5 protein-coding genes and 2 pseudogenes are annotated in these 22,937 nt (G+C 70.6%); 2 read left to right on the forward strand and 5 right to left on the reverse strand.

All coding sequences use genetic code 11. From position 1 onward, the window contains the following. Nucleotides 1-66: 66 nt before the first annotated feature. Both WMF29_RS22435 and WMF29_RS22440 read right to left on the reverse strand, forming a co-directional pair. Nucleotides 67-1,530 (reverse strand): eCIS core domain-containing protein, encoded by a 1,464-nt coding sequence (locus tag WMF29_RS22435; RefSeq protein WP_437330790.1) that lies wholly within the window; start codon nt 1,528-1,530, stop codon nt 67-69. Nucleotides 1,531-1,941: 411 nt separating this feature from the next. After that, complete coding sequence (locus WMF29_RS22440; RefSeq protein WP_437330791.1) at nt 1,942-2,424, reverse strand: hypothetical protein; 483 nt, start codon at nt 2,422-2,424, stop codon at nt 1,942-1,944. Between the two features lie 544 nt (nt 2,425-2,968). Here WMF29_RS22440 and WMF29_RS22445 point away from each other — a divergent pair. Beyond that, nucleotides 2,969-3,190: pseudogene (locus tag WMF29_RS22445) on the forward strand (JAB domain-containing protein); the annotation flags it as partial. Nucleotides 3,191-3,472: 282 nt separating this feature from the next. On the opposite strand, the gene WMF29_RS22450 reads toward WMF29_RS22445, so the two are convergent. Beyond that, a complete protein-coding gene (locus WMF29_RS22450) occupies nt 3,473-3,829 on the reverse strand; it encodes a hypothetical protein (protein WP_437330792.1) in 357 nt (118 codons plus the stop codon). Nucleotides 3,830-3,993: 164 nt separating this feature from the next. After that, the gene (locus WMF29_RS22455; protein ID WP_437330793.1) at nt 3,994-4,242 is read right to left on the reverse strand and encodes a hypothetical protein; all 249 of its coding nucleotides are present in this window, start codon (nt 4,240-4,242) and stop codon (nt 3,994-3,996) included. 144 nt (nt 4,243-4,386) lie between these two features. Here WMF29_RS22455 and WMF29_RS22460 point away from each other — a divergent pair, with 144 nt between their 5' ends. Further along, complete coding sequence (locus WMF29_RS22460) at nt 4,387-5,325, forward strand: SAM-dependent methyltransferase (RefSeq protein WP_437330794.1); 939 nt, start codon at nt 4,387-4,389, stop codon at nt 5,323-5,325. 70 nt (nt 5,326-5,395) lie between these two features. Here the strand turns inward: WMF29_RS22460 and WMF29_RS22465 are convergent. Next, nucleotides 5,396-22,864, reverse strand: a pseudogene (locus WMF29_RS22465) (SDR family NAD(P)-dependent oxidoreductase); the annotation flags it as partial. Nucleotides 22,865-22,937 lie beyond the last annotated feature (73 nt).

Genomic DNA, 22,937 nt, shown 5'->3' on the forward strand with positions numbered 1-22,937 from the left:
TGAAGTGGTTCACGTTGATGCAGGAATCGTCCACGGTCCATCGACTTCGCCCTTGGTTGCATGCTGTCACACCGCGAGCTTGAATCCGCCTCGGCTGCGAGTGATACGCCGGTTCTTTATGGCCCGTTTCAACGCAACCTTGAGCGCTCCGGGCTTGAGCTGAGGAGTGCTGGTGCCTCGATTTTTGTTGATGTAGTTCAGGATGTCCTTGAAAGGGTGCGTCGGCCCGAGGGCTTTGATCGCGTCGATCACCTCTTTCTCCAGGGGGCTCACCTTCGTCACATTTGGCACGCTCGGATAGGGCGGCACGTTGTCTACGCGGTGCTTCGTCAGCTCGTTGGGGCCCCCCTGCTGCTCCGGCCAGGGGTGGTTGTTGCCCGCGATGTCCTTGCGGATGGGCTTGATGGTGATCTCCAACCCGGAAGCCAGCTTCTCCTCGCTCGGGTCGTACGGAACGCTCCCGCTCGGGCTGGGAGGCAGGACGGTGACCGTGTACTCTGCGCCGTGCTGGTAGCGGGAGTCGCCCAGCCGGCTTCCTGGCCTGATCTGATCCGCAATCTGCGCGAGGGCCTTGACTTTCCCTTCCACGCCACGGTGCCTCTTGTTGGCGTCCGAGCTCAGCACGGTCAGGTTCTGGTTCTCGCCCAGCCCGCCCATGTTGTCGTTGAGCAGGTGCCCCGCGATGTACCGAGGCTTCCCGCCCACGATCTTACCGACCTTCTTGATGATGGTCGGGGTGTTCGCGTTGGGCTTGGACCCATATTTCCATTCGCTTTCCGCGCCGACCTCCGCTTCCATCCTGGTGCCCCCGTAGTAGCGGCTTGGCTTTCCCCAGGTGGCTTTGACCGGGAACCGCTGGACGGCCGCGTCGGCTGGGGGGGTAACTCCCGGGGGCTGGTTGGGCTGCGCAGAGCGATCCCAAGAGTGTCCCTCTGTCCTCCCCACCACCGCAGACACCCACGGCCCGCCGGCCTCCCCCCGCGCCGCCCTGGCCCCCATCGCGTCGGCCTCGGCCTCCAGTGCCGGGTCATCATTGAGCGCCACCCCCTTCATCTGTGCCGTCGCCCGCACGCGCCCCGCCCGCTGCTGCACCACGTGCGCGAGCTCGTGCCCGAGCAGTTCCTGTCCCCGCGTCGTCTCCGGCGCCCAGTGCCCCGGCGCCACGTGGATGTCGCTCCCCTGGGTGTATGCCGCCGCCCCCAGCGCCGTCGCGCGCGGCGAGCCCGGGTGTACCCGCACGTCCGAGAAGCCGGCGCCGAAAGCACCCTCCATCTTCTGCTGCACCGCCTCCGGCAGCGGCCGGCCCGACGTCGACGCGGGCACGTCGCGCTCGGTCTCCGCAGGCGCTCGCCCGGCGGACAGCCGCTGGATCACGTGCCGCGTCGCGCGGTTGCCGATCCTCGCCTGGAGCTGCAGCACAGGGTAAGCCGCGAACGGGGCCGCCGGCGCCGCTTCTGGGACCGGCCTCCCAGTCGTCGGTGCGCGGTTCACGGCAGAAGCGCCTTCGCGACGGATGGCTTGCTTGCTCATGGGGTATCGGGAGCCTACCGGGGATAGGAAGGCAAACGGCTTGTCGAGTCAAGCGGCCTCGCCCGCAGCTACGATAGCGCTCGAGTCACGAGGTATCCAGCTCGCCCGTGCGCATATCCGCCGTGTCAACACAAATCCGTGCGCGCTCAGCACGCCAATATTCAGAGTGATGGGGCCGCCCCTCTCTCAGCGTCATGGGGCCAGCGAGACAGGCCAGGAAAGAAGAAGCGCATGTCTATTGGTTCTTCGCTCTCCTGGAGCTTCGAGGATTGCCCACCACCGCGCGCATCATCCAGCCTGCGCCGCCGTCTGAGAATCGACGGAGAGGTGCCCCGGGGGGCGGCTCCCCCGGGCCCCTCGCCGGAGGCGGACAGTGCGAGTTCCGCCTCCGGCTCTTCGGCGGATCCCCGGTCAGAGCTCGTCAGGATGTTCCTGTTCGTCACGACCGCCGACCGTGCTCTGGGCGAGCGCCTCGCTGGCCGGGGGCGCCTCCCTCGCGGACACGCCTGAAGGCCGCTCGCGCCAGCCGAGCTCCCTGTGCGCGAACCGCCGCAGCGTGCTGTATGTCACCTGCACGCCCTCGAGCGCCAATCGCTTCTGCACGCGGACCAGCTGTAACGGCTTTGGGCCCATGAGCCACCCTTCGATTTGAGCGCGGCGGCCTTCGAGCGTCTGCCACGCCGATGACGGCGGGGGGTGCGGGCGCGCCTGCACCTTCCGCGCGACCTCGGCGACGAGCTCGTCGCTTATATCGCTCTGCCGTTCGATCCCGCATCGGCGCGCTGTCTCGATGTACCGGAGCGCCGTTTTTCGATCGACCACGCCGGCGCGTGCGATCTGCCGGGCGCTCTGCCCTTCCTGCCAGCGATGGATTACGCCTCGTACATCCGTCATGCTCAGCTGTCTAAAGCTCATTTGTATCTCCCAAGAGCGGCGCGCGCGGACGGAGTCCCGTCTCAGAACCTCGACCGCCAGCGGTGCGCGTCAGTCCGCGTCAGCGCTGAATCACTTCTTGTGCCGCCCAGTTAGCAACGCGTTGAAGATCGCGCTTGCCGGGGTGAGATCAGCGATCGGCGTGGAGATTGCAAGCCGTCTAGAGTGTTGATCGCCACGCACATGGGACCAGCTTGCGGCGTTTTTTCACCCTTATGGGGCCAGTCGCGAGTTGGCCTGAAATGAGTTCGCCAGGGTCATGGGGCCGGCCGCTCGCCAGGATCATGGGGCCACCCTGGCGCGGATGACCCAGGGCTTGACGATCGAGAGCGAGGACATGGATCCGACCGGCGGCGCGGGTCGCCCTGTATGTTAGAGAAGATGCCGTCTACTCGGTCCGGCAGTCCGGCCTGTGGAGCTCAGGAGATCGTGATCAGGGCGAGCCCGGAGAGCTCGCTTTAGGCCGCCGTACGAGGAGGCGTTTCGAGAAAACAACCGCCCGGCTGGGGATCCGATGCCCAGTCCTGAGGACATCGAGCTCACGACGGCGACAAAGAGGGCTGCTGATCTAATGAGCATTCCCCTGGTCGACTGCATCATCATTGGAGATCGTGGCAGAGGCTTCAGATCCATGCTTGATCTCTGCACTCCGCCCCCCGACCCTGGCCGAGCGTCGTCTGCTCCTGTCCCCGACGAGGACGTGATCGTCCATGGCCGGGCGGCGTAGCGGTCTCGCAGGGCTCGAGCGCGTTCTTCGCGCGCTCCACAGCGGGGAACTTTCGCTGGATCGTACACCTCGCCCGGCAGGCTCGCAGCAGCGTCGCGCAGCGGGTCGAGGAGAGAGAGGGCGCCTAGTTCGCGAGGATTCGTCGCGCCGGCATCGAGCCAGAGCCACACGCAACAGGAGCCGGGCACACCGCGGCTCGCTCCCGGATACACCTGCACGACGAGCCCTCGAGCTCACCGAGATCTTTCGGCCTCCACTCGGCGATCGGCTCAACCAGTGAGTCTAGCTCCTTGTCCGCCCAGATCGGCGGAGCGAGGCCTCGTGGTACTCCTCGTACTGCCTGGAGCCCTCGCCGCTGGACACCTTGTTCTCGATCAAGAGGAGCGCCCGCTGGGAAAGGATGAGCAAGTCCGGCTCGCGCGACGATCCCGCGCCTTCCGGCCATCGCATCTCGCTGCGCACCGTGATCGGGCTCTTGAAGTCGGCCAGATCCGCTTCGAGCTCCTTACACCCCAGCCCGCGCGCGATCGCGAGCAGCACCGCCCTGCCTGCGCCGTGGTCAGCCGTCGGCGATCCGTAGACACGGATGTGGACCGCGGGGCCGTGCCTCGCCGAGAGGCGGCGCGGTGATAGCTCCACGCTTCGACGAAGGCCGGCGACGCCTCGCAGCGCGCCATGGCCCCGCAGGTCACGTCAACCACGAGGAGGCCACATGACCAAGCGTAGGTTTATGAATCTCTCGAACGTTGCTTCGATCTCCTTCAGCGCTTCTGTGCTCGCCGGCGCAGACGTGACCGACCCCCTCAGGAAGCTCGGCCGGCGATGAGGTCGAGGACCGCGAGCCCTTTGCGCCGCACATGGGCGCTCGCGGCGCGCCGCGTGGCCTCATCAACGACGACGCCGCGAGCGACGACGAATCGATGATCCGGGGCCACGGGCTCGTCGGATTCGGTGAGCACCGAAATTCCGAAATTCGCTTGCAGAGCCGCGAGCCGTCGAGCAAGAAGTCGGGCAAGAAGAGGACGGCGAGGAGCCCGAGGATCCACCATCATGGCTTCATCCACTCGCCCTCTAACGGCACACTACAAGCAACGCGCGTGCGCCGATCAATAATAAATCTTCATTCGATCGCAATCACAACATTGACGCACCATCCCAGTTGGCGTATCAGCAAGAGTCCCTATTAGGAGCGCACAATGACCGAATTCCTTCCGGGCCAAGGCACCCAATCTGACTGGCGGACGCAGATCCAGAATCAGTTTCGTCTGCTCTCGCTGCTGGTGCTTCCATCGAAGAACCGCGCCCATATCCTCTACGAGATCATGTCGACGGGCAACCTCCTCAACGAGAAGAGTCTATTTCTCAACTACGGCTACTGGAGAGATTCACCGGATACCCTGGACGCCGCGTGCGAGGCCATGGCCAAGCTCGTCGCGGAGACGGCGCGGGTCTCGCGCGGGGATCGCGTCCTCGATGTCGGGTTCGGGTTCGGCGACCAGGACATGTACTGGATGAAGCATTTCGAGCCGCGGCAGATCGTCGGGCTGAACGTGACCGAGATGCAGGTGGACATCGCGCGCCGCCGCGTCGCGGAGCGCGGCCTCTCGGATCGCATCGATTTGCGCGTCGGCTCCGCGACCGAGATGGGGTTCGAGCCCGCGTCGTTCGACAAGGTGCTCGCGGTCGAGTGCGCGTTCCACTTCCAGACACGGGAGCGCTTCCTCGAGGAGGCGTTCCGTGTCCTCCGCCCCGGAGGACGCATCGCGATGGCGGACATGACCGTATTCCCCTTCGAGGGCCCGTCCACGGTGGCCACGAAGCTCTCCCACTTCATGGTGCGGTCGCTGCAGCAGATCTGCAAGGAGAACATGTATAGTCGCCACGTCCTGCGGGACATGATGACCCGCATCGGATTCCAGGACGTGGAGATCACGGTCATCCACGACGATGTCGTCATGCCATTCTCGCGCTACATCGTGAAGCGCGTCCAGGATGACGAGATCAAGCGCCGGTTGCCCGCGTTCTCTCGTGCGCTGACCTTGAAGGGCGCGCAGGTGACGCTCGAGGGGAAGCACCCCGAGCGCGGGCTCGAATACGTGCTGATCTCCGCGACGAAGCCGCTCGCCGCTTCGTAGCAGCACGATGACGCGCGCTGCTACAGCGCGCAGGTTATGGGTGGCCGAGCGGAACGGCGCGGCCATCCAGCTACCCCCCCTCCTGCTCGATGATGGCCGGCAGATCCTGTTCCGATCGGGGGACGATCTGCGCTGGGCTCGACGGCCCGGGACGAGCGGCGCCTTCGAGGAGCCGGAGCGGCTCGAAAAGCCGCGCAAGATGCTCCTTGATGACGGCGAGCCCCGGACCCGAAAGCAGCGAGAAGTGATCCGCAGGGACCGAGACCACGTCGAGCCGGCTGGCGACGATGTCCCTCCAGGGCGCCACGTGGTCCGGCGCATCCGGACCAACACCCCTGGTCAGGCCGGAGCCGGCGCGGCCGGGATCGACGAAGCCCGCGGCCGCCTGGAAGTAAAGGACGTCCGATGCGTCGTAGCGAGAGGGCTTATATCCGTGCAGGGCCTGTCCTGTATATCGAGCCACGTTCACAGCGCCCTGCAGGAGAGTGTAGATCTCGTCCCTCGACCACCCTGCGCCCAGCCGCTCTGCGAGCAGGCTCGCCAGGTGGCCGAGCCGCACCTCCGGTGGCGTCCCTTGCAACTCCTCCACGGACACCAGGCCGTCGGCCCGGCCAGGGGCGAAGAGCATCGCGGCCACCGCGACATGGAGATAGTCATCGTCCATGAAGCCAGCGAACCACCGTTGCACCTCCGGGGTCGGCGGGTACGTGTCGAGCAGGATGACCCGGGCCACGCTCTCGCCTTGCCGGTGCAGCTCCCGGGCAAGCTCCAGAGCGAGGATGCCGCCAGAGGAATAGCCGCCGATGCAATAGGGGCCTCGAGGCTGCACCGACCTGATGCACGCGACGTAATGAGCGAGCATGTCCTCGAGCCGGTGGAAGGGCAGCCGCGTGCCGTCCACTCCCCGCGCCTGCAAAGCATAGACGGGGTAGTCCTCGCCCAGCGCCGCGGAGAGCGGCCGGAAGATCTGCCCGAAGCCCAGCGCGCCATGGCACCAGAACGACGCAGGTCGCGTTCCCGCCGGGTTCATCGGAATCAGCTCGGGTTCCAGCGGCATCACGTCGGAGAGAGAGCGCTTCCCTCCCCGCTGCCGTAGCTGCTCCGCCCACTGCCGCAACGTGGAGGCGCCCCCGTTCGCGGGCACCGGGACGTCCACGCCGAAGACCGATTTCACGCGGCCCGCGAGCATCGCGCCCGTGATCGAGTCCACACCGTAGAGCGAGAGCTCCCGATCCGGGCTCAGCGCGTAAGGAGGCAGCTTCAGACTCTGCGCCACGAGCGCCCCCAGATCCTCCACGAGGCGGTCGGCGTGAGCTCCGTTCGTCCCGTTGAGCCTCGGGGGAGGCCCCGCGTGCTCCTCCGCCTCGCCGTTGCCCCTCCTCGTCTGCTGCGATGGCTGCGACCAGAACGGCGCCTCGCCCTGGCCGATCCAGCAGACCCGCTGCTCGAAGGGATAGGCAGGCAGGTACATCAGCGGCGGCGTCCCTTCCGGATAGAGGAGCCGCCAGTCGACGTCGACGCCGCTCACCCAGAGCTGCGCGAGCTTGCGGAGCTTGCGCTCCTCGATCACGATCCGCAGGTAAGCCTCGCCCTCCCGGCCGTCGAGCAGGAGCCGCGAAGCCGCCGGGGTGGTCCCCACGTCGCCGCGGGCGAGATCGTCGATGCCCTCCTCGCCGCGCGCGAACGCGCGCAGCTTGGCCGCGGCGCTCGCCGCATCCGTCGCGATCAGCGCGAGGCGCGCGCCGAGCGGCTCCCTTCCGATCTGGAGGGTGTAGGCGACCGCATCGAGCGGTGTCTCCGGGCTCGCCTCGAGGAACGAGCCGATCCGCTCCGCATAGGCCTTCAGCCGGTCCTCGTCGCGACCGGACAGCACCAGGACGCAGGGTTGTCGAGGATCGGGCCGCGGCGCGACCTCGGCCCCGGCGAACGACTCCAGGATCAGGTACGCGTTGGCGCCGCCTGCACCGAACGAGGCCACCGCCGCGCGCAAGGGCTCTCCCTCGACAGCGGGCCGCCACGGCGCGCGCTCCCGCTGGACATAGAAGGGAGAGTCGTCCAGCCGGATGTTCGGATTCAACGGCTCGCTGTTCAGGGTGGGGACCAGCGTGCGATGGTGAAGCTGGTACGCGACCTTGGTGACCTGCGAGACCCCGGAGGCGGCCTCCAGGTGACCGATGCTGGATTTCACCGAGCCGAGCGCGCAGAAACCCCGCGCGACCGTGAAGCGCCGGAACGCCTGCTTGAGGCCCGCGATCTCGATCGAGTCTCCCAGCGAAGAGCCGTTGGCGGCCACCTCGATGTAGCTCACGGCGTCGGGGCGGACGCCCGCGCGCCGGAACGCCTCGACGATGAGGTCGGCCTGCGCGCTCGGGTTCGGGACCGTGGCGCCGTGGGTGCGCCCACCGTGGTTGACGAATCCCCCCTTGATGACGGCGTACACGCGATCGCCGTCCCGGAGGGCAAGCGCCAGGGGCTTGAGCAGCAGCGCCCCCACGCCCTCGCCGAGGGTGATGCCGTCCCCCTCGCCCAGGCTGCACGAGCGCTCCTTGCTGCCGAGCAACCCCATCTGGGAGAAGGTCACGTACTTCTGCGGGTGCAGGCTCAGGTTGACGCCCCCGGCCAGCGCCATGGCGCACTCTCCCCGCGCGAGGCTCTCACACGCCATGTAGATGGCCGTGAGCGACGACGAGCACGCCGTGTCGACGAGCATGCTGGGCCCCTTCAGGTCGAAGTAGTGCGACACGCGATTGGCGATGGCCGATCCCGGAAAGCACGAAAGCTGGGCCGCTGTCGCGCCGTCCGACGCGACGAAGGGATAATGCTGGTACATCGATCCCACGAAGACGCCGACGCCGGAGGTGGCCCCCTGCTGCACGAGGCGGAGCCGGCGGCGGGGATAACCGGCGTCCTCGAACGTCTCCCACGCCGTCTGCAGGAAGAGGCGGAGCTGCGGATCCAGCCGCTCGGCCTCCAGCGGCGAGATGTTGAACAGCAAGGGATCGAACCGATCGACGTCCTCGAGGAATCCGCCCCACTTGCTGCGGCTCGCGCCTCCGCCGTCGGGCCGGTAATAAGCGTCTCCGTCCCACCGGTGCGGCGGCACCTCGCCGATGCACGAGCGGCCCGCCTTGAGGTTCTCCCAGAGCGCGCGGGCATCGGCGCCCTCCGGGTACCGGCCGCCGATGCCGATGATGGCGATATCCCCGCCGCTCGCCGCGACCTGCCGGACGAGATCCGGCGCCGACTCGCGCCGGCGCTGCGAGGAGACCGGCGCGATGTCCTGGCCGCGCCCGGCCGCGACCTCTGCATCGACGTCGCCATCGACCTCCGCGACGGCCGCGGCGCTCGCGCGCGGCGCGAGGCCGAGCGTCCGGCGCAGCGCCTCCTCGTGGCTCTCCAGGAGATAGGTGGCCACCTCGGCCACGGTCCTCCGCTCGAACACCAGCGTGGAGGGCATGTCGCCGAGATCCTTCGCGAAGGCGTCGGCGAGCTCCATCGCCAGCAAGGAGTCCACGCCATAGGCGTCGAACCCGGCGTCGCGGTCGAGCTCGGATCTGGCGATCTTCAGGACCCGCGCGATCACCCCTTTCACGTACTCCTCGCAGCGCTCCCGGAGCTCGGGCGCGCTGCGCTCGGGCGCGGGAGCCGCCGCGGCCAGCGCGGCCAGCCGAGCAGGCGGCGGCGCGGCGTTCGCGGCGTTCGCGGCCGGCGTGATATCCCCGCGCGCCGCCGGAGCGCGCGCCGCGGCTCCGTTCGCCGCCGGCCGGTCGCCACGGGCCGCCGCGCCCTGATCGCCCGCCACGGGGACGAGCCCATCACTCTCGGCCACGAACACGCACTGGGCCATGTCCTCCACGGCGACCCCGGGCAGGCCGTGCCGCTGGATGCCCCGAAAGCCGCTCACCCCCAGCAGATCCGACCAGCGCGCGGTCGATAACAAGGGGGAGCTGGGCAAGCGCAGGGGCGCATCCTCGAACAGCCACCCCCCCTCGGTCAGGCCGAAGGTGAGCGTGGCGAAATCCTGGGGGCGCGTCGCCTCGTTGAGGACCAGGAGGCCATTCGCCCGGAGCAGCGCCCTGGCGCGGCCCAGCGTGTGCTCGATGCGCCGCGTGGCGTGGAGGACGTTCGTCGCAAGGACGATATCCACGCTGCCAGACTCGAACCCCTGGGGGCCCGGATCGGCCTCGATGTCCAGCACAGCGAAGCGCGCGAACGGGTACGCCGGAGCGAACGCCTTCTCCCCGTGGCGGACGAAATACGAAGAGCAGTCGGTATAAGTGTAGTGGACCCGGGCACCGAGCCGGGCGAGCGCGTCGAGCACGAACGCGCTCGTGCCGCCCGTCCCGGCGCCCACCTCGACGACGTGGATCGCCGTTCCGGGCTCCCGCGCGAGCCGCTCCTCGACATACGCGACGACGACCTCCGCGACGAGGCGGTTGTGAAAGTCCGTGACGGCGTTCCCTTGATAGATGCGCTTGACGCGATCCATGGATCCGCGCGGGAATAGCACCTCCGTCGCCTGCTTGCGCCCGGTGAGCACCGCCGGGTACTCAGCCAGGCAATCCCACACGAGCTCGATGAACGGGGCGACCTCGGGGTGGCGCGCCGCGAGGGCAGCACCGCCGCCGGAGATGGGCGCCATGGGCTCCGCGAGCGCGCGCACGACGTAGTCGTCGCCAGCGCGCTCCAGGTACCCGCCCTCGCAGAGCATGCGCAGGAGGGCGTGGAACAGGCGCTCATGCGCGGAGACGACGCCGAGCCGCGCCCGCAGGTCCGGCTCGGTCCAGCGCTCGCCGATCGCCAGGAAGACGCCCATCCACCGGAACATCTCGGCGAGCGCACGGCGCGCGCTCGCCCCGAGCGCCTCGAAGGCGGCGCGGAAGCGGTCGATCGCGCCCGCGTCGAGCGACGGCTGGAGCCCCCGGCGCGCGATCGCCTCGAGGACCGAGGGGACCGGCTCCGCCTGCTCGAGGAGCCTCCGGGTCGAATCCACGCCCACGTTGGCCAGCACCGCGGCGCTGGCCTTGATGGCCGCGACCTGGATCTGCTGCGAGGCCAGGATCGCCTCGATGGCCGCCATGCCCTCCTCGTCGCCGATCGGCTCGACGCCCGCTCTCTCCAGGCGCTGCACGAACTCCGGGTTGACCGCCCCGACGGAGCGCCAGTATCCCCAGTTGATGGTCTTGACCGGATAAGGCCGCTGCCGCGCGAGGTGGTGAGCGGCCGCGTCGGTGAACACGCTGCCGGCCGCGTAGCCGGCCTGCCTCGCGTTCACCTGGAAGGCGCTCGCCGACGAGAAGAACACCATGAAATCGAGCGGCTCGTCGGCGAACAGCGCGTCCACGATCAGGCTGCCGTCGATCTTGGGCGAGAGCTCGCGCGCGAACGTCGCCTCGTCCAGCTCCGCGAGCGAGCGCTGGTGGAGGACCAGGGCCGAGTGGACGACGCCGTGGATCGCGCCGAAGCGCGCCCGCACCTCCTCCACCGCGCGCCGCATGCTGTCGAGATCGGAGACGTCCGCCCTCAGGTACAGCGCCTCGCCGCCGAGCGCCTCGATCGCGGCGATCTCGCGGCGCCTGCCGTCGTCGAGCTCCCGGCGCCCGACGAGCGCCACGCGGGCGCGCACCCGGGCGGCCAGGTGACGGGCGAACGCGAGCCCGATCTGGCCCGCTCCGCCGAGGATCAGGTAGACCCCGCGCTCGCGGAAGGGCGGCTCGCTCGCGGGGAGATCCAGCGGGACGAGGCGCCGGGTGTAGCGAGCGCCGGCGCGGATCAGGACCTCCTGGGCTCGCGCCGAGCAGGGCTCGGCGAGGATTGCCTGTGCGACATCCCGGAGCTCGCCGGGCGAGGCGCCCTCACGGAGCGGCGCGCCGTCGATGTCCAGGCAGCACACCCGGACCGACGGGTGCTCCTTGGCGATCACCTTGGTCAGCCCGTACAGGGCGGCGCCGTGCGGGCTCACCGCGTCATCGCGGTGGAGCGGGATCGCCTGGACACCGACCGTCTTCAGCGAGAACGGCTCCCGGAAGGCGGGGTGGAGGCTGAGGGCCTTGTAGAAGCGGAACAGCGTCGAGACCCCGTGCGCCGCGCTCCGGCGGGACGCGGCGAGATCCGCGGCGACGCCGCCGCACGCCTCGCCCAGGAAGTACACGGTGTCCAGCTGGGAGACCGATCGCAGGCAGGCCTCGAACGAGGCGGTGTCCTCCACGTTCACCGTCCAGCGGCCGTCGCCGCGCGGCCGCGCCGCCATGCCCAGCTCGATCTCGATCACCCCCGCCCCGCCATGGGCCTGCACGAGGGCGTCTTTCAACGCCCCGGCGGAGGGGTGATGCACGATGATCGTCGCGGGCCCGGCGCTCGCGCCGCGCTCGATGTCCACGCGCCGGCCTCGCGGCGGCGGCGGCAAAGGCGCGGATTGCCACGCCGGCAGGAAGTAGAACGGCCCCGAGGGGCGCGGCTGCGTGGAGCGCGGCTGCGGCTGCGTGGGACGCGACAGCGGCCGTGAGGCCAGCCCGTGGACGCGGGCAGAGACGCGCCCGGACGCGTCCAGCAGCGTCATCCGGAAGGTCTGGCCGCCGTCGCCGCTGAGATGGGCGAACATGCGGGCGCGCGGCGGCCGGAGCAGCTCGACCCGCTCCACGGAGAACGGCATGACGGGGCTGCTCGGCTGCCCCTCCCTGGAGACCAGCGCGAGCGCGGCGTGAAGCGCGCTGTCCATGAGCACCGGATGGAGATGGTAGCGATCCAGCTCCGCCGCGGCGGAGGCCGGCAGCGCAAGCGCGGCCAGGGCCTCGCCGTCTCCGACCCAGACCTGCTCGACCGCACGGCAGTGAGGCCCGTAGTCCATGCCCATCTGCCGGTAGCGGGCGTACAGCGCCTCGCCCTCCACCCGATCGCGGCAGCGCGTCTGGATGGACTCGATGGCCTCGACCATCTCGCCCTCCTCGGCGTCCGAGGAGGCGCCGTCGAGGACGAGCTTCCCCTTCGCATGGAGGACGGGCGCCGCCGGATCACCTCCCAGGACCTCGAACATCGCTGCGCCGTCCTCCTCGCGGACGGCGAGGCGCAGATCCAGCCGGGCGCCCTCCAGCGCAGCGGGCCGCACCCAGTACACCTTGGCCAGCGCCACGCGCTGCGCTCCCCAGATGTGCCGCGCGGCGGCGAACGCCATCTCCAGGTGGGCGACGCCTGGGAGGATGGCGCGCGACGCCACCCGGTGGTCCGTGAGGAGCGGCGCGTCTGCGCCGAGCCCACCGCGGAACGTGAGCCCCTGTCCGAGGCTCGAAGCGCCGTCGAGGCGCGCGAGCAGCGGATGCTCGCGCGCGGGCTCCTTCTCCCTCGCCAGCTCGGCGGGGTCGAGATCGGCGAGCCAGTAGCGTTCCCGGGCAAAGGGATACGTCGGCAAGGGCATCCGCCGCGCCTTGCGCTCGGGAAAGAGGGCCTTCCAGTCGATGTCCGCCCCGGCGACCCAGAGCGCTGCGATCCGATCGAGGTGGCCCCCTTCGGCGAGCGCCGGGAGGCTCTCCTGCTCGACCCTGCTCCTGGCCGGGCCGTGGCGGCCCGCGGCCCGACCCCGGAAGGCGCCGGAGGCAGCGTCGGGATCGCGGCAGAACGCGGCGAGCTTCTCCTCGAGCTCGGCCGCGGTCGAGACGACCAGCGCGAGCCGCTCGGCCATGGGCTCGCGGCCCACCTGCAGGGTGTACGCGAGATCGATGAGGCGACCTCGGACGGCGCCACGGACGACCGCGCTCCCGCGCACAGCGGCGCCCTCCGAGCGCTCCGCCAGCGAGCGGGCGAGCCCGCGCACCGAGCTCCGGGAGAGCACGTCGGGGTCGAGATCGCGATGGAACCGCTCGCGGATCTGCTGGCCCACGCGGACGAGCGCGGGGGGATCGACGCCGAGCTCCTCGAGCTCGAGCTCGGGATCGACGTCGGCCGCGCTCACGCCGAGCGGCTCGGTCAGGATCTCGATCAGGGCGTCCTCGATCGCCCTCTCCGCCGCGGCGCCGCCCTGCGCCGCGCCGTTGCCGGCGGCGCTGTCTCCGGCCGGGCGCCGCACGAAGTCGAGGAGGCGCCCCGCGAGCTCCGCGAGCTGCGCTGGCTTGCGGGCCGACAGGATCACGAGCTGGGCCCGAGGGGCCGGCTCTCCCGGGCCTTCCGCCTCGGGCGCGTGCTCCTCGAGCAGGACATGCACGTTGTTGCCGCCCGCGCCGAAGGAGCTGATCCCGGCGCGGCGCGGGTAGCGGGCGCGCCCCTGCTGGCCGGGCACCTCCGGCGGCTGCCACGCGGCCAGCTCGCGCTGCACGTGGAAGGGCGACGCGTCGAAATCGATATTGGGGTTCGGCGGATCGGCGTGGAGCGAAGGGGCGAGCTGCCGGTGCTCGAGCTGGAGCAGCACCTTCGTCAGCGCGGCGATGCCCGCGGCCGCCTCCAGGTGGCCGATGTTCGATTTGACCGTCCCGAGGGCGCGAGAGCGGGCCGGAAGCCCTGGAAACGCCGCGACCAGGCCGGTCATCTCGATGGGATCGCCCAGGGACGTGCCGGTGCCGTGCGCCTCGACGTAGCTGACGCTCTCGGGCTCGAAGCCGGCCGCGCTCAGGGCATCCCGGATCAAGGCGCGGTGGGCCTCGGGGTTGGGCACCGTGTAGCCGCTGCTCCGGCCGCCGTGGTTGATGGCCGTCCCCTTGATCACGGCGTGGATGTGGTCGCCGTCTTCGAGGGCCCTGGACAGCGGCTTCAGCAGGACGGCGCCCACCCCTTCTCCGGGCACGTAGCCGTCCCCTCCCTGGCCGAAGCCCCGGCAGCGGCCGTCGGTCGACACCATGCGGCCCTGGGAGAGATACAGGTACTTCATCGGGTGGACGGTGACGTTCACGCCGCCGGCGAGCGCCATCTCGCACTCGCCGCGCCGGATGCTCTCGCACGCGAGGTGGATGGCGGTGAGCGAGGACGAGCACATGGTGTCCACGGCCAGGCTGGGCCCGCGCCAATCGAAGCAATACGAGACCCGGTTGGCGATGGAGGCGAAGATGGATGCCGGGAGGACGGTGCTGCGGCCGGCGCGCTCGGCGCCGAGGAGCTGGTACTGGCCCCACATCACGCCTGCGAACACGCCGACCCGCCGCTTCGCGAGCGCGCCTCGCGCGTACCCCGCGTTCTCCAGCGTGGCCCACGCGGTCTCCAGGAACAGCCGCTCCTGCGGGTCCATGAGCTCCGCCTCGCGCGGAGCGATGTTGAAGACCAGCGGATCGAACCTGTCGACGTCGCTGAGGAACCCGCCCCACCGCGTGTAGGTCTTCCCCAGCTTGCCCACCTCCGGATCGTAGTAGGCGTCCACGGGGAAGCGGTCCGCCGGCACCTCGGTGATGCAGTCCCTTCCGGCCGCGAGGTTCTCCCAGAAGGCGTCGAGATCGTCCGCCATCGGGTAGCGGCCGCTCACGCCGATCACCGCGATGTCGTCCGCCAGCGCCGCGACCGCGGCAGGGAGGCGCGCGCTCAGGCCGTTCGCGGGCCGGGCCGGCCCGGCGTCGCCCGCCTCCGTCCAGGTCTCGGGCGCGCCGCGGTGAGGCGCCGGCGGCTGCCCTGGCGCCAGGAACGCCCGAAGCCGCTCGGCGCTCCCCTCGGCGACCATCATCACGGCGGTCCGGGCGCGGAGGCCCCGCTCGAACGCCGCGATGCCGGCGGCCGTGCTCAGCGCCTTCATGCCCGTGGCCTGCCACAGCGCCTGCTCCGTCGCGGCGTCCACCCGCATCCCGCCCTCGGCCCACAGGGGCCACGCGAGGGAGAGGGAGCGCCCGTGCGCTCCGCTGGCCGCGCGGCCTTCGACGAGCTGATCGAGGAAGCGGTTGGCGAACGCATAGTCGCACTGGCCCGCGTTCCCGGTGATCCCCGCGGAGGAAGAGAAGGCGACGAAGAGGTCGAGCGGCTCGCTCCGGGTGAGCGCGTCGAGGTGCGCGCCTCCGTGAACCTTGGGCCCGAGGACCGCGTCCACGTGCTCGCGGGTCTTGCGCGGGATCAGGGCGTCACGGATGACCCCGGCCGCGTGAATGACGCCGTGGAGCTCGCCGAAGCGGGCCCTCGCGAGCTCGATCACGCGCGCCACGTCCTCTCTCCGGCTCACGTCCGCGACGACGTAGAGGACCTCGGCGCCCCGGGCGCGCAGCGCGTCGAGGCGCCGCTGCTTGTCCGCGTCGAGCGGCGAGCGGCCGCAGAGCACGAGCCTCGCGCGCGCCCGGTCGACGAGGTGCTCCGCGAAGCGCCAGCCGATGCCGCCCATGCCGCCGGTGATGAGGTGAACGCCGCCCTGCCGGAGCGGCAGACCTGCGGGGGCATCGCCGGGGAGCTCGATCTCCCGCAGGCGGCGGACCTGGCGCTTGCCCGCGTGGTAACGGACCTCGACGTCGTCAGGGGCCTCGATGAGCTCGGCGAGCAAGAGATCGGCCGCGCTGGCGAGGTCCTCGGGCAGGCCGATCGACTTGTAGACAGCGCGCGGGCTCTCGAGGCGCACGGAGCGCGCAAAGCCGCCGAACGCAGCGTCCCACGCCGCGGGGCAGCCGCCCCGGTCGAGGTGGGCGTGGAGCAGCGTGATCCTGCCCGCCGGAGCGCGAGCGAGCAGCGCCTGGGTCAGGGGAAGCACTGTGTGGAGACCGCGGGCGAGCCCGTCCTCCAGGGAGGCCGCCGGCCGGCATCCGTGGAGGATGTGGCCAGCAACGTCGCCCCGGGCAGCCAAGGCATCCAGGAGCAGCTGGCAGTCCTCGGCGCTGGCAGCGCGGATCTCGTAGCGATCGGCGCCGAGCGCGCGGAAGGCGGCGCCGAGGGAGACCTGGGTCACCGCCTGCCCCCGCGACGCGAGCGCCCGCGCGAGCGCCTCGTCGTCGGAGACGAGCAGGATCCGCGCGGGAGCGCCGGCGCGCGCGCCCGGCGACAGCGGCGCGTCTTCCCAGGTGGGCGCGAAGGCCAGGAGCTGAGCCGGCGCGTGCGCCGCCGGCTCCGGGCCCAGCGCCGGCTTCCCTGCCGTGTCCGAGGACAACGCGCTCGCCCACGCGCCGGCGTGGTGCTCCAGCAGGTGATCCGTGAGTTCCTTTACACTCTTGTACTCGAACAGGAGCGTCGGATAGAGCCGTTTCCCCAGCCTCCGCTCGAGATCGCGCACCATCTGCAGGAGGTTCGTGGACTCCAGGCCCTGATCGTAGAACCCGTCCTCCAGCGAGATCTCGTCGGCAGGCCGTCCCGAGGCGGACGCGACCATGTCGATGAGCTCTCGCTCCACGAGCGCCCGGGAGAGCGCAGGGCGCGCCGCCGGGGCGACCGCGCTCTCGCGCGGGGCGGCTGCGTCGGCCACGCGGCCTGCTGCGGGCGCAGGCGCGGGAGACGGCGCGACACGTGGCGCGACGGTGCCTGTCGCCGCGGCCGCCGCGCCGTCGGCCAGATCGAGCCGGGTCAGCGAGGCCTGGGACCGGATCCGCTTGATCGCGAGGTTCCTGAACCACGCGAGCGGATTGCCCGCCTCATCGAAGAGATCGATGTCGATGTGGAAGATGTCCTCCGAAGCCGGCCGCCGCGCGTCCTGGCCTCGGAAGAGGACATGGCACCGCTCGCCGGAGCCCCTGAAGGCGCGGAACGCCTCCAGGTAGATGGGGATGCAGGGCTTGGTGGCCGAGGGCGCGGAGGGATCGAGCTTGGCCGGGACCAGGGTCGAGCAGTCGAGGAAGGCGGGGTGGACGTGGAAGTCGCGGCGATGTCGGCTCGCCAGCTCACCCAGGTGGAGCTCCGCGAGGACGAAGCCGTCGCCCCGGTGGATCCTCCCGCGCCCCTTCATGAACTCGAAGTGCTGGATCTCCATGGCCCGGGCGACGGCGTAGGCGTCGTCCACGTCCAGGGACTGCGCGGCCTGCCGCCTGAGGCGGTCGATGTCGAGCGGCGGCGGCGCGTCGGCCTCGGCGTGGTGGATCTCGCACTCGAAGTTGTCTTCCCACTCGTCCGCGAGCGCGCGCCCGTCCCTGGCCTTGCGGCTCGCGGCCGTCGCGCGCCAGAAGCCCCCCCGCCGCTCCAGGTCGACGCGGATCTGCCGGTCGAAGGCGGCGCCGGTGGCCAGCGCGTTCTTGAAGAGGATGTGGCGCAGCTCCAGGCCGTCGCGCTGCAGACCGGCGCTCTCCGCGGCGCGGTAGATGAGGTCCAGGAAGGTCACGCCGGGCATGATGCGGACGCCGTGGACGCGATGATCCCGCACGATGTAATCGTCGTTGTTCATCGACGTCTCGAAGCGGATCCTGTCGTCTCCGCCGAGGTCGACGCGCCGGAGCGCGAGGAGGGGGAGCTCCCTGGCGGCGCGGTCGTCCGCGCCTCCATCGGGCCAGAAGCGGCGCCGGTCAAAGGCGGGCGCCGCCAGCGGCTGCCGTCGCTCCCGGGTCGCGGTCCCGGCCGGGAGCTCGCCGACGATCACATGGGCGTTGGTGCCGCCAAAGCCGAAGGAGCTGATGCCGGCCCGGCGCACTCCGCTCCTGGGGAGCCAGTCCTGGAGCGCCGTGTTCGGGTAGAAGGGCGAGCTCGCGAACTCGAAGCGTGGGTTGGGGGCGGAGCAATGGAGCGTGGGCGGGATCCGCCGGTGCCAGAGGGAGAGGACCACCTTGATGAAGCTGGCGATCCCGGCGGCGCTGAGGAGGTGGCCCATGTTGGACTTGACGCTGCCCACCGCGCAGAAGCCGCGATCCTGGGACGACTTGCGGAAGACCCGGGTGAGCGCCCGCAGCTCGATGGGGTCGCCGATCATGGTGCCGGTGCCGTGGGCCTCGACGTAGCTCACTGTGTCGGCGCCGGCGCCTGCCCGAGCCAGGGCCTGCTCGATCACCTGTCCCTGCGCATCCGGGTTGGGCGTGGTGACACCCATGGTCCGACCGTCGTTGTTCACCGCCGATCCCTCGATGACGGCGTAGATGCGGTCGCCATCGGCGAGCGCCCGATCCAGGGTCTTGAGCAGGACCGCGCCGCACCCCTCGCCGGGGACGAAGCCGTTGGCCCTCTCGTCGAACACATGGCACCTGCCGTCCGGCGACAGGGCCCCTGCCTCGCTCAGGCTGACGAAGGGCTTCTCATCGAGGAGGATGTCCACGCCGCCGGCCAGGGCCATGGTCGACTCGCCGCAGAGGAGGCTCTGGCAGGCCAGGTGAATACCGACCAGCGAGGACGAGCAGGCCGTGTCCACGACCAGGTTGGGCCCCTTCAGGTCGAGGAAATGGGCGAGGAGGGCGGCCACGAAGTTCTGCGCGACCCCGGGGATGCCGTTCTTGGCCGGCATCGTGATCTTGTCGGTGAAGTTCGCGGTGCGGGCGCCCATGAATACGCCCACCTGCTGGCCGGCCAGCTCTCTCTGCTCGTAGCCCGCGTCGCGGAGGCAGGTGACGCCGACCTCGAGGGCCTTCCGGATCAGCGGATCGACGAACGGCGCCGATTCCGGGGTCATGCGGAAATACTCGGGATCGAACAGCTCGATGCCGTCGATGAACCCGCCCCACTTGCTGATCGTCCTGCCCGGGCTGCGGGTAGCGTCGTAGTACCGCTCCGAGTCCCAGCGAGACGGCGGGACCTCGGAGATCAGATCGGCGCCGCTCTCCAGGTTGCGCCAGAAGGTCTCCTTGTCGGGAGATTGCGGGAAGTGGCACGCCACCCCGATGACGGCGATGGCCGGGCGAGGCACCGCCGTTCCCGACGTGGAGGAGCGATGCGCGCTCTCGACGAACGGGACGACGTCACGCGCGGAAGGCGCGGATACGGGCTGGGACGCGGGTTCGGCCGCAGGCGCGGATACGGCCGCAGGCGCGGATACGGCCGCAGGCGCGGATACGGCCGCAGGCGCGGGCTGCGCCGCTCCCGGGTAGCGCTCACCGAGGTACGCGCTCAGGCGCGCCAGCGTCGGATGCTCCAGGAACACCGAGGGATCGAGCGATGCGCCGATGTGCCGCTCCGCCTTCTTGACGAGATCCAAGAGCAGGATCGAGTCGATCCCGAAATCGGTGAACGACGTCTCCGGATCGAGCCGCACCTCGGCGATCCCGGTCGCCTGGGACACGATCCCCCGCAGGAAGGCCAGCAGCGCGGCGTCGACCCGCTCCGGCCGCTGCGCGCCGCCCGCCGCCGCCGGCTGCTCGGCGGCAGCGGGCACCGGCTGCTCGGCGGCAGCGTCGACGCGGAGCCAGCGCTCCATCGGGATCGTCCCCTCGACAAGCACGCAGGGCATCCCGGTGGGCTCGGCCTCGCGGGCCAGCGCGGCGTCCAGCAGCGCCAGGCCCTCGGCGGTGGTCAGCGGGGCGAGCCCGAGCCTGCTGAGGCGCGGGCTCCTGGGATCTCCCATGCCCGTCTCACCCCAGGCCGGCCACGCGAGGGACCGGTACACGTGCCGCCCCAGCGCGTGCTGGTGGGCCGCGAAGCCATCCATGAAGGCATTGGCTGCCGCGTAGTCGGCCGCCCCGACGGCCAGCGCGGGGACCAGGGCAGAGACCGAGGAGAAGAGCACGAAGCGCTCGAGCCCATCCCGCTCGAAGATCTGGTGAAGGACGGCGAGCCCCGCGACCTTGGGCTCGAGCACCCGCGCGATCGACGCCGCGCTCTTGTCGATGAACGCCGGACGCTCGTGGTCGGCCAGCCCGGCGCAATGGATCACGCCGCCGATCGGCCCCCACTCCGCCCTGACCTGCTCGAAGAAGCGCTCCAGCCGGGACCTGTCCGTCAGCGGCCCTGTATAGGTCCTGACCGAGGCGCCCCGCTGCTCCAGCGCCTGGATCCGCCGTTCCGCGTCGCTCCCGGCAGAGGGCCCTGTCGCGCGGCCGCCGTCGGACAGGGGGCGCAACCCCATCACCACGAGCCGCTTCACGCCCCGCTCCACGAGGTGGCGCGCCACCTCGGCGCCGATGCCCCGCGTGCCGCCGGTCACCACCCAGACCTTGTCGGGGCTCCACGCCCCGGCCGGCGACGGCGCCGCCGCGGCGCCGCTGTCCGCGCCCCGCTCGCTCAGGTAGGGCTGATGGCGCACGCCGCCGCGATAGCAGGCTTCGCCCTCCTCGGGCGGGAGCGACCACTCGCTCTCCACGAGCGACGGCAGGACGTCCGCGCGAGCAGCCGCCCGGTCCACGTCCACGGTGCGCGCCACGACGCCGCGGTACTCGGCGCCCAGCGCGCGCACGAGGCCAGCGAAGCTCGCGCCCGAAAGGCTGCCCCGGTCGGCTCGGAACGCCACGAGGCCCGAGGTGAAGTGCAGCACCCGGAACGCCGTGCGCTTCGCGACGAGGAGGCGCTGGAGGAAGGCCATCTTGCCGGCGGAGGCACCGCCATCGAGGTCCAGCGCGGGGTCGAGGTCCGATAGATCGATGAGCCCCGCCAGATCGGGGTGCGCGCCGAGGAGGCGCTCGGCGGCCTCGGCCCCCTGCCCCGCCGAATCAGGCCGGAACCACGCGCCGGCGCCCGATCCGGGGGTGTCCGTTCGCAGAACGATCTTCTGGAGGGAGCGATCTCCCCGGAACAGCCTCTCCGCGACGGGGTGCGTGGCCGCATCGGCCAGCACGACCACGCTGCCCGCGACCTCCGGCAAGCTGGAGGACGGGCGCGCCTGCTCGCGCCACCGCTTGTACAGGAAGGTCGCTCTCCGTCCGGCGGCGGTGTCGATGACCGGACCTCGACCGTCGGCGGGAGCGATCTCGGCGACCGGATGGGCCGGCGCCGGCGCCAGAGCAGGCTTGAGGAGCTCGCCCGCCACCCCGGGGCCGCCGGGGAGCCAGTAGCTCTCGCGCGCGAAGGGATAACTCGGCAGCGAGATCAGGCGGCCTGCCGGGCTCACGGCGAGCTGCCTCCACGGGACGTCCCCGCCCTCGGCCCAGCGCCGGGCGATCTCCTCCAGGCGCCCCGCTCCAGCGCCCCCGGAGCCCGCGCCGTCTGGCAGCGCGCGCGCCGGGGCCTTGCCAGCGCGACCCTGAAAGAGGCCGTCGGTGCCCCTTCGCGCGAACCGATCCAGCTTGTCGACGAGCTCGCGCCGGCTCGCGGCGACGAAGGCCAGGCGCTCCTCCATCGGCTCTCGCCCCACCTGCAGCGTGTGGGCGACGTCGCTCAGGGCCGGCGCCTCGCCCGCCTCGTCCCCGCGCCGCTCAAGGAACGCCTTCAGGTTTCCGGCGTGTGCTTCGAGCCGGTCCCGGCTCCGGGCGGAGAGGACGACGACAACGGGCGCGCCGTCGCGGCGCTCGTCCCGTGGCCTCGGATCCACGAACTCCTCGACGAGGACATGGGCGTTGGCCCCGCCGGCTCCGAACGAGCTCACGCCCGCGCGGCGCAGCGGCGGGTCGCCCGCCCCGAGCGACGTCCCCTCGGGCCAGGGCGACAGCTCCCGCTGCACGTAAAAGGGCGAGTCGGCGAAGCCGATCTTCTCGTTCAGCCGCTCGGAGTGCAGCGAGGGCACGAGCTGCTTGTTCTGGAGCTGCAGGAGCACCTTGGTGAGGCCGGCGATGCCCGCCGCGGCCTCGAGGTGGCCGATGTTCGACTTGACCGATCCGATCGCGCAGTACCCCTTGCCGTCCGTGTAGCGCCGGTACGCGCTGGTCAGGCCGGCGATCTCGATCGGATCACCGAGCGAGGTCCCCGTACCGTGCGCCTCGACGTAGCCGATCGTCCGCGGATCGATCCCGGTCGACCCCAGCGCGGCGAGGATCAGGTCCGCCTGGGCGTTCGGGTTGGGGACGGTATAACCGTTGGTCCTGCCGCCGGCGTTGATCGAGGAGCCCTTGATGACGCCGTAGATCCGGTCCCCGTCGGCGAGCGCCCTGACGAGGGGCTTGAGCAGCACGGCGCCCACGCCCTCGCCGTCCACGAAGCCGTTGGCCCCGGCCCCGAAGCTCTTGCACTTCTCGTCGGGCGAGAGCATGCGCATGTGCGTGAGGCGCAGGTAATGCATCGGATGCAGGATGAGGTTCACGCCCCCCGCGACCGCCGCCTCGCACTCGCCGCGTCGCAGGCTCTCGCAGGCCAGGTGGATCGCGGTCATGGAGGCGGAGCAGGCGGTGTCGACCGCCAGGCTGGGCCCCTGGAGGTTGAGGAAAAACGACACCCGGTTCGCGATGGACCAGTACGCCGACTGGGCGCCGGTCATGCGCCCGCGGGCGCAGGACGCGGCGCTGAGCCACTCGTAATTGCAGTTCATCACCCCCACGAAGACACCCACCTTGAACGCGTGCCGCGCGAGGGACTCGGTCGTATATCCGCCGTCCTCGAGGCAGGCCCACGAGGTCTCCAGGAACAGCCGCTCCTGCGGATCCATGTTCTCGGCGTCTTTCGCGGTCACCCTGAAGAACAGGGGATCGAACTTGTCGACGTCCTCGATGAAGCCGCCCCAGCGGGTATAGTGCTTTCCACCCACGCCGGGATCCGGATCGTAATGGTCCTCCCAGCGCCAGCGGTCCCGCGGGATCTCGTCGATGCAGCTCCTGCCGTGGCGCAGGTTGTCCCAGAACACCTCCAGCGTCGGCGACCGAGGATAACGGCCGCTCAGGCCGATCACGGCGATATCCCTGTTGGCCTTCTTCTGATGCAGAAGTCGGACGAGGCTCTCTCTCTTCGCGTCCATCATCAAATCCTGT

Origin of the sequence: Sorangium sp. So ce381 (assembly GCF_051473845.1) — a bacterium.
Lineage (GTDB): Bacteria > Myxococcota_A > Polyangia > Polyangiales > Polyangiaceae > Sorangium > Sorangium atrum.

What these genes read in the sequence shown, in the direction of transcription:
- WMF29_RS22440 (WP_437330791.1), bottom strand. Translation starts at nt 2,424, where the DNA reads ATGACGGATGTACGAGGCGTAATCCATCGCTGGCAGGAAGGGCAGAGC.
- WMF29_RS22435 (WP_437330790.1), bottom strand. Translation starts at nt 1,530, where the DNA reads ATGAGCAAGCAAGCCATCCGTCGCGAAGGCGCTTCTGCCGTGAACCGC.
- WMF29_RS22455 (WP_437330793.1), bottom strand. Translation starts at nt 4,242, where the DNA reads ATGATGGTGGATCCTCGGGCTCCTCGCCGTCCTCTTCTTGCCCGACTT.
- WMF29_RS22460 (WP_437330794.1), top strand. Translation starts at nt 4,387, where the DNA reads ATGACCGAATTCCTTCCGGGCCAAGGCACCCAATCTGACTGGCGGACG.